Genomic DNA, 7717 nt, shown 5'->3' on the forward strand with positions numbered 1-7717 from the left:
CTTAAACTTTCAAACGACTTTACTGGGTTTAAGCACTAATAAGAGTTAAAGCTTAGCGACGGCTTCTTTAATTTGTTGTGCGATCTCTTCGTTGCTGATAGAACCAGATTCAAAGTCGAAGTTATCGTAGAAGCTTGGTACAGAAACTGAGGCTTTTACGTTACCGCCAAAGTAAGGTGCCGAGCCTGTCGCTGCGCCCAGTACTGTTTGTGCCCCACCAGGGCCAGGAGAAGTCGCTAGGTAAACCGCAGGCTTTTCGCCAAATACTGAGCGCTCAATGCGTGTCGCCCAATCAAATAGGTTTTTATACGCTGCAGGGTAATGTCCGTTGTGTTCTGCGAAAGAGATAACAAATGCGTCCGCTTCTGCTAGGTCACGCAAAAATGCTTGCGCGCCTTCTGCTTGACCGATCTCTTTTTCAGTGTCTTCACTGAACATAGGAACGTTGTAATCAGTGATGTTGAGAACTTTTACGTCAGCACCTTCAATCAAGTTAGCTGCGTAAGTTGCTAGTGCTTTGTTGATAGAAGTAGAGCTTGTGCTTGCGCCGAATGCGATAACTTTCATGATGTAACCCTTTCTGTAATCTCGTTAAGTGGGATTAGAATAACGTAGTCAGAAAATGGCACCATCACAAGGATTGAACAGACTCATTCAAAAATTTCGAATGAGTCTCAAACTTCACTGCTCAGCAAAATGGAAAGGAAGGGACTGAGCAGATATCACCAAGAATTAAGCTTGGTTTTGCAGCTCAACCCAAAGGTCATTCACAATGGTGCGATCTGCTGGTGTCAGTTCAGAGCGAGCATCATCTAGGCTCTTCTCAATGCGCGCTTTCACTTCGGCTAAATCTTCAATGCCTTCTTCTTCACATGAAGCCACTGAAAGAGAAATATGACCACGTAAGTAACCACCCGCAAACAGTTCGTCATCTGATGCGTTTTCAATGCGAGCATCAATTACTTCAAGTAGTTTTTCTTCAAATTCGATAATCATAATATTCTCTTATTTCACAATAAACTGGCTAGCACACAGAGGTTCTACATCGTAGAAGTCGCGCAACGCTTCAGAAAGCATTTTGACTCTTGGTGGAAGACCAACTTCTAGGATACCCATGACTTCGTTGTGTACTTTATTCATAAAGGCCAAACGATCTGGCTCAAAATCGCCGTGTAGATTGTCACAGCTAACATTAAAAGGAAAGCCTGCACTGGTTGCAATGATCCATTCATACGCTTGCGGGCGGATTTCTACCTTTTCAAACTCAGCTTGAACCGCTTCTGTTCGGCCATCTGGCTCATACCAATAACCAAAATCTTCCAATAAACGACGCTCAGGACCCGCTACACACCAGTGCGCGATCTCGTGCAGTGCAGAGGCATAAAACCCGCGAGCAAACACGATACGATGGTGAGGAACCTGCTCATCGGCTGGTAGATAAATAGGCTCATCTTCACCCAGTTCGAGTTTAGTATTGAAGCTATCGAAAAAGGTTTGGTTGAAAATATTGATGATGTCTGGATATTGGTGCGTCATAGAATCAAATTAAAGTAAAAAGAACAGGCGCATTTTGCGTTTTTTTGCGCGCTCGGTAAAGCCCTATTAGGGGTAATGACATTAGCAATATCGTTGTCCTAGAGGTGGACAATCGATTGCAGCATCCAGATTACACCACTTTTAGGTGAATGATTAGTTTAGCTAATCTGAAATGCTCATTCACGGTACAAATATTCATTCGTCAATCGCCAGTTTTACTACTACACTCGCGCTTCATTTTTATATCTCCAAGGCCTATAAGACTCCAATTTATAGACCTAAATAATAGAGCTACAGCAATGCTACTAAGTGTTTTGTATATCATTGGCATCACGGCAGAAGCCATGACCGGTGCTCTCAGTGCTGGTAAACAAAAAATGGATTGGTTTGGTGTAATGTTGGTTGCCAGCGCAACGGCTATTGGCGGTGGTACAGTGCGAGACATCTTGCTTGGCCACTACCCGTTAGGTTGGGTTGAGAACCCTGAATTTCTTGCGATTACTTGTGTGGCAGGCGTTGTCACAACAGGCCTAGCTAAGTGGGTTATTAAACTTAAAGGTTTGTTCATTCGCTTAGATGCGCTAGGTCTGATTGTATTCAGCATCATAGGCACTAAAGTGGCGATGAACATGGGCCTTCACCAAATGATCTGTATGGTATCAGCACTGGTTACTGGTGTATTTGGTGGTTTGCTGCGTGATCTTATCTGTCGTCAAACACCGCTGGTGCTGCATGAAGAGCTTTACGCCTCTATCGCACTGATTGCTTCAGGCTTATACCTAGGCTTACTCGAGTTTGGCATTAACGATGTCACTGCAACGATTGTGACACTTGTGGTGGGTTACTTGCTGCGTATGGCAGCAGTGAGATTCAAATGGCGCTTGCCTTCATTCCAGCTTGATCCTGAAAGCTCTGTGCATTAATAACAAATACCACTAGAAAACAAAAAGGGTTGCTCCAACAGGAAGCAACCCTTTTTTTCATTCACTCAATCGTTAGATTTGAGGAGTATTCGTCGTTACGCCATGGTTCTGACCACGATGGCGTAATAGATGATCGAGTAGAACAATCGCTAGCATCGCTTCTGCAATTGGCACCGCACGAATACCAACACATGGATCGTGACGACCTTTAGTGATGAGCTGCGTCGCTTCACCATCTTTAGTGATAGTGTCACCCGGTACCGTAATGCTTGATGTTGGCTTAAGCGCAATGCTTGCCACAATATCTTGGCCAGTAGAGATACCACCTAAGATACCGCCAGCATGGTTGCTAGTGAAGCCTTCTGGCGTTAATGGATCACGGTGTTCGCTACCGCGTTGATTAACCACATCAAAGCCATCGCCAATCTCAACGCCTTTCACAGCGTTAATGCTCATTAGTGCGTGCGCGATATCAGCATCTAAGCGATCAAAGATCGGCTCACCAAGGCCTACAGGCACTTTAGTCGCGACCACTTGAATCTTCGCACCGATCGAGTTGCCTTCTTTTAGTAGGTCACGAATCAGTTGGTCAAACTCAGGTACTTTATCTACATCAGGGCAGAAGAAAGCGTTGTTTTCAATCTCGTTCCAATCCACTTTATCAATTGAGATATCGCCCATTTGAGAAAGGTAAGCTTGGATTTCAACACCAAATTCTTGCTTTAGGTATTTCTTTGCAATCGCACCAGCCGCAACACGCATTGCTGTTTCACGAGCTGAAGAACGACCACCACCACGGTAATCACGCACACCGTACTTTTGATGGTACGTGTAATCAGCGTGGCCTGGGCGGAATTTGTCTTTAATTTCGGAATAGTCTTTAGAGCGTTGGTCTGTATTTTCAATCAATAGACCAATAGAAGTACCCGTAGTTTGGCCTTCAAATACACCTGATAAAATCTTTACTTCATCTGCTTCACGGCGAGCCGTTGTGTAGCGAGAAGTACCAGGGCGACGACGGTCCAAATCTTTTTGAAGGTCTGCTTCGGTAATTTCTAATCCTGGTGGGCACCCATCTACGATACATCCTAGTGCGATACCGTGACTTTCTCCGAACGTGGTCACGCGGAAATGTTGTCCGATACTGTTTCCTGCCATTACTTCCTCTAAATCAGCCATCAGCAGAAGGTTTGATTCCTAAACCCGCTGGTGAACAGCTTTACTTGTCTATTCTTCGTGAATTCATAGTGGCTTTATTACTAAATGATGTAAACCCCAAAAAAGGAACAATTTTAACTTTCTATTACATGAGCCGAACGAAATGAATAAGAGAAGGAAATAAATAGTGGCTCAAAGAAGTTGTTTTTATGATGCTCAGATGACCAAATGGAAAACGCTTACCCTTTTGCTTTCTCCAAACAAGTCATTTCCTACTCTAGTCGCAGGCCAGTTAACAAAGGTTAATGAACTCGGTTTAAATAGCCTCTATGTTGTAGCCCAAAATAATAAGGAAAAAGTGATGTTCGAGTGGAGAGTGAAAAAATTTGCGGCGCTGTCGGTTGATGAGCTCTATGATTTCTTGCGGGAAAGAGTCGACATTTTTATCGTAGACATGAATACGCCTTACAGTGATCTAGATGGCAAAGATAACCATCCAGAGACCTATCACGTCATGGGCTATGATAACGAACGTCTCGTTGCTTACAGTCGTATTATGCCTCCCAAACTGGGATACCCTAGTGATGTGCTCCCACTAATCGACCCGAATGCCGACGATGTGTGTATCGGTCGTGTCATTGTAGCAAAAGAGTACCGAGGCAAGCAGGTAGGTAACCAACTCATGCAAGTAAGCTTCGATGCGACTCGCAAGATTTACCCGGAAAGCTCTATTTTTATTTCGGCACAAGCACACCTGAAAGACTACTATGGTAAATTCGGCTTCGATGTGGTGACAGACACTTATTTAGAAGATGGATGTACGATGTTAGGCCTCAGATACATTCCAGAGGTCGTGACGGCTTAGCAAAAAAGAGAAAGTTGAACTCGCCCTGAAATGCAAAAAACCCGACAACTCAGAGAGCTATCGGGTTTCTTTAAATAATGGCACGCCCTGAAGGATTCGAACCTTCGACCACATCCTTAGAAGAGATGGGATGTCGAAATCAACATGAAACACAAAGAATCAAAATAAAACGATAAAACTCTAAAAATCAATAAATTATAACATGAATAAAATAAATATAAGTTTTATTATGTTTCATCAAGTTTCAAAAATATCACTAGTTACTTGACCATATACTTGACCACGGATCTAGGCAAGTGCTATTTTTAATCAACGAAGCTTGGAGAAAAATTTATGCTCACTGTTACACAAATTAACAGCCTAACGCCTAAAAAAAGTTCATTCTACGCTTGGGATAAAACAGGCGAGCGCGGAAAAGGACGATTAGGTGTTCAAGTAACGCCTGCCGGTTCAAAATCTTTTAAGTTTCGTTACTTCCAAAGTTCAAAAGCAATTTTGATTCCGATAGGCCGCTTACCAGGAGTTTCGCTGGCCAAGGCAAGGAAAATCGCTGAATCGTACAGCGAATTACTGTCTCAAGGTATAGACCCGTTAGAATACCTTCAGGAAAAAGAAGCAGAGCAAGAATATCTCGAACAAGAGTCACTCAGGGCTGGTTCGTTTGAGCAGCTGATAGACCTTTATACATTAGACAAATGTAAGCGCGGAAAAAGAAATTACGAAGAAGATAAACAAAAAATCATCTGCAACATCTACCCTTACCTTGATAAAACACGCAAAGCAAAAAGCTTCGAACCAAGTGATTTTATGCAGGCTCTCAGCATCCCTATCCAAGAAGGTTACGCTCCAAAAAGTAATAAGCTTCGTTCTTACTTACATGCCGCCTTTGAGTTTGGACTTAAAAACGATAATGACCCAGCAAGTAATAACTCTAAAGTGAAGTTTGGGTTGAAATACAACCCTATTTCAGCAATTCCTAAGCAAACATACGCCGAAAAGGCAGGAGACCGTTTCTTAAACATTGATGAATTAGTACAACTCATCCATGACATGAGTTATCGTTATCACGACCTTAAGTTAGCAACATCAACGCGACGCTTTATCAAGCTTTGTTTCTATTTAGGAGGCCAGCGCCCCTATGAGATCGCCAATACTAAATGGAACGATATTAACTTCCGCGATAAAACACTCACGATTCGCGCTGAAATTTTCAAAACCAACCACGCTCATGTAGTACCTCTCACTCATACCGCAGTGGAGATCCTCAAGGAGTGCCTCAAAGATAACGAATTTAATAGTCCATTTGTGTTCCATAAAAAGACCAAGCCAACTGAACCAATGCCAAGCAACACTCTTGCTCAAGCACTGCTGTCCTACAAACGGAATACAGAAATTGATAACTTTATTGCGAGAGACTTTAGACGAACATTTAAAACGCTTGGCGGTCAATTCAAAATCAGTAAAGAAGTCCGTGATAGAATTCAGGGACATGCTATCAGTGATGTCTCAGGCAAACACTATGATAGGTATGAGTACCTGGACGAGAAAAGAGACGGACTAGAGCTATGGGAAGCAGTTCTAAATGAACGATTAATTGAGCGCTCAAAGTTTGGGGACATTTCGTAGATCACGCATTGAAACTATGGCCTATTCAAGACGCTCAACTTCAAAAAGTTCGTCAATTTGAACATCCAGATACAAACACAACTTACCAATGACATCTAGCTCTACCCTCTCCGCTTCATCGTAATACAAGCGTGTGATGGTGCCTCGATTAATCCCAGTATCCCTCGAAACAATTGAAATCTTTAACCGCTTTTCGCCCATAATTCTAGACAAATGGCACTTTACTACGCTTTTTAAAAGCAAAATATAACCTCCTATAAGTCATAATAAGTTGCAAAGAAGCAAGCATGTACTAATCTTAATCTATAGGAGATTATAAATGCGCTCCTAAAGACCAATATGTATGACTAAAGAGTGTAATTTGTACAACTCTAGTTCGCTGTGACTCTGGTCTCATCTGTGGGAAGACCCCACGAAAGTTTCGAAGAATATGGAGTTGAAAATGAACATCACCCCTATAGAGATTCAAACTGCAGGAATATGCTTAGAGATTGCAGCTTTTGAGGAATTCCATCACTTAACCAGCGATGAAGTAAGAAGCTACCAGCCTTCAATACAAGATAAAATATGGGAACATGATTTCCATATAAATTGCCATCTAACTGAAGGTTATGTAAATCATTTATCCCAGCGAGCAATAGAAGTACTACTTAAATGTCGACAAGGAGCTCAGGTCCATGATGCAAGTTGGATTATAAGGCAAATATCATCTTCAGAAAAACAAACCTATCTGCATTAATTTACGTAAAAGCCCACCAGCATCGCTGGTGGACTTTTAATGTTAACTCCGAAAGAGCTAAATCAATAACCTAAACAAAGCCTAACGGCTTTGGTTCTCCTCATCAATAGGCCGGGTAACTGGCGCTTACGAAAATTAGACCTTTAAATTTAAGCTATCAAGTAGCCGAGGCACTCAAAGCATTTTTAGTAGCTATTACAGCTGAATCCCCATTGGACTCGGCGACCAAAGCGGAGCTTGGCCAATAAGCTGATAGATGAGTTGACTCGTGAAGTCTGCTGCCAAGTAAAAATGAGAAGCGTTCGTTAGTGATAGCAAACGCTTTTCAAAAACTAACGTATGTAAAAAAGCCCGAGCTAATGTATTTCATTGGCTCGGGCATCATAAATGTGGTGAGGGATAGGGATTTGAAGACTATCTCTCGTCAAAAGTCTTTAGCAAGCCTTTGAATTTAATGGAATTTTCAATAAACAAAGCTGCAAATCGAAAACAAGTGTCTAAGTCAATTGAACAACTAGACAATGACACTACATCCCATATAAGTCAAAAAATGAGGCTTTTCAGAACTAGATGTTAAACTCCACTCCATACCTGATTTGAACAATACACCTTTTTATAAACGTCATCACAGAGCCGCTCTAACTACCTCTGTGATGACACATTACAAAACTAAATCATTGGAGAGTAGAAAAAGGTTTTACGTTTCTTTAACAGCCGACCTTCAAACTGACAAACATCGCAGAAGTACAACTCTATAAATTCATTATTTTTTAATCTTCCTGAAAAAAAACCACTAAATGCCGTGAAATTCACATCGCTAATTACATTTGTTACGGTATGCTTCCCATCAACTACAGATCTTTTGTTAGT

General features: G+C 41.9%; 10 protein-coding genes. 4 read left to right on the forward strand and 6 right to left on the reverse strand.

Annotated elements, in window-relative coordinates; genetic code table 11:
- Window positions 1-45: 45 nt before the first annotated feature.
- The 3 genes from OH460_RS22260 to OH460_RS22270 form a co-directional block, all read right to left on the reverse strand.
- Entirely contained in the window at window positions 46-567 is a 522-nt protein-coding gene (locus OH460_RS22260; protein ID WP_269999552.1) for an NADPH-dependent FMN reductase, read from the reverse strand.
- Between the two features lie 165 nt (window positions 568-732).
- Window positions 733-996: a YfcL family protein gene (locus tag OH460_RS22265; RefSeq protein WP_004737967.1), complete on the reverse strand. Its 264-nt coding sequence runs from the start codon at window positions 994-996 to the stop codon at window positions 733-735.
- 9 nt (window positions 997-1005) lie between these two features.
- The gene (locus tag OH460_RS22270) at window positions 1006-1536 is read right to left on the reverse strand and encodes an elongation factor P hydroxylase (protein WP_061033725.1); all 531 of its coding nucleotides are present in this window, start codon (window positions 1534-1536) and stop codon (window positions 1006-1008) included.
- Between the two features lie 299 nt (window positions 1537-1835).
- On the opposite strand from OH460_RS22270, the gene OH460_RS22275 reads away from it, so the two are divergent.
- On the forward strand, window positions 1836-2459 hold the full coding sequence (locus tag OH460_RS22275) for a trimeric intracellular cation channel family protein (protein ID WP_269999553.1): 624 nt from the start codon (window positions 1836-1838) through the stop codon (window positions 2457-2459).
- Between the two features lie 72 nt (window positions 2460-2531).
- On the opposite strand, the gene aroC is transcribed toward OH460_RS22275, so the two are convergent.
- Complete coding sequence (aroC, locus tag OH460_RS22280; protein WP_269999554.1) at window positions 2532-3617, reverse strand: chorismate synthase; 1086 nt, start codon at window positions 3615-3617, stop codon at window positions 2532-2534.
- A gap of 361 nt (window positions 3618-3978) precedes the next feature.
- On the opposite strand from aroC, the gene OH460_RS22285 reads away from it, so the two are divergent.
- Complete coding sequence (locus tag OH460_RS22285; RefSeq protein WP_269999555.1) at window positions 3979-4482, forward strand: GNAT family N-acetyltransferase; 504 nt, start codon at window positions 3979-3981, stop codon at window positions 4480-4482.
- Between the two features lie 333 nt (window positions 4483-4815).
- Window positions 4816-6108: a tyrosine-type recombinase/integrase gene (locus OH460_RS22290; RefSeq protein WP_269999556.1), complete on the forward strand. Its 1293-nt coding sequence runs from the start codon at window positions 4816-4818 to the stop codon at window positions 6106-6108.
- Between the two features lie 21 nt (window positions 6109-6129).
- Here the strand turns inward: OH460_RS22290 and OH460_RS22295 are convergent, their stop codons facing one another.
- Window positions 6130-6321 (reverse strand): helix-turn-helix domain-containing protein, encoded by a 192-nt coding sequence (locus OH460_RS22295; protein WP_239834802.1) that lies wholly within the window; start codon window positions 6319-6321, stop codon window positions 6130-6132.
- A 229-nt stretch (window positions 6322-6550) separates the two neighbouring features.
- On the opposite strand from OH460_RS22295, the gene OH460_RS22300 reads away from it, so the two are divergent.
- On the forward strand, window positions 6551-6847 hold the full coding sequence (locus tag OH460_RS22300; protein WP_017632542.1) for a hypothetical protein: 297 nt from the start codon (window positions 6551-6553) through the stop codon (window positions 6845-6847).
- Between the two features lie 669 nt (window positions 6848-7516).
- Here OH460_RS22300 and OH460_RS22305 read toward each other — a convergent pair.
- Window positions 7517-7717: hypothetical protein (locus OH460_RS22305; RefSeq protein ID WP_269999557.1), on the reverse strand; the 201-nt coding region annotated here is incomplete at its 5' end.

Source organism: Vibrio sp. Makdt (assembly GCF_027587015.1).
Lineage (GTDB): Bacteria > Pseudomonadota > Gammaproteobacteria > Enterobacterales > Vibrionaceae > Vibrio > Vibrio chagasii_B.

What these genes read in the sequence shown, in the direction of transcription:
- OH460_RS22300 (WP_017632542.1), top strand. Translation starts at nt 6,551, where the DNA reads ATGAACATCACCCCTATAGAGATTCAAACTGCAGGAATATGCTTAGAG.
- OH460_RS22275 (WP_269999553.1), top strand. Translation starts at nt 1,836, where the DNA reads ATGCTACTAAGTGTTTTGTATATCATTGGCATCACGGCAGAAGCCATG.
- OH460_RS22290 (WP_269999556.1), top strand. Translation starts at nt 4,816, where the DNA reads ATGCTCACTGTTACACAAATTAACAGCCTAACGCCTAAAAAAAGTTCA.
- OH460_RS22260 (WP_269999552.1), bottom strand. Translation starts at nt 567, where the DNA reads ATGAAAGTTATCGCATTCGGCGCAAGCACAAGCTCTACTTCTATCAAC.
- OH460_RS22285 (WP_269999555.1), top strand. Translation starts at nt 3,979, where the DNA reads ATGTTCGAGTGGAGAGTGAAAAAATTTGCGGCGCTGTCGGTTGATGAG.
- aroC (WP_269999554.1), bottom strand. Translation starts at nt 3,617, where the DNA reads ATGGCAGGAAACAGTATCGGACAACATTTCCGCGTGACCACGTTCGGA.
- OH460_RS22265 (WP_004737967.1), bottom strand. Translation starts at nt 996, where the DNA reads ATGATTATCGAATTTGAAGAAAAACTACTTGAAGTAATTGATGCTCGC.
- OH460_RS22270 (WP_061033725.1), bottom strand. Translation starts at nt 1,536, where the DNA reads ATGACGCACCAATATCCAGACATCATCAATATTTTCAACCAAACCTTT.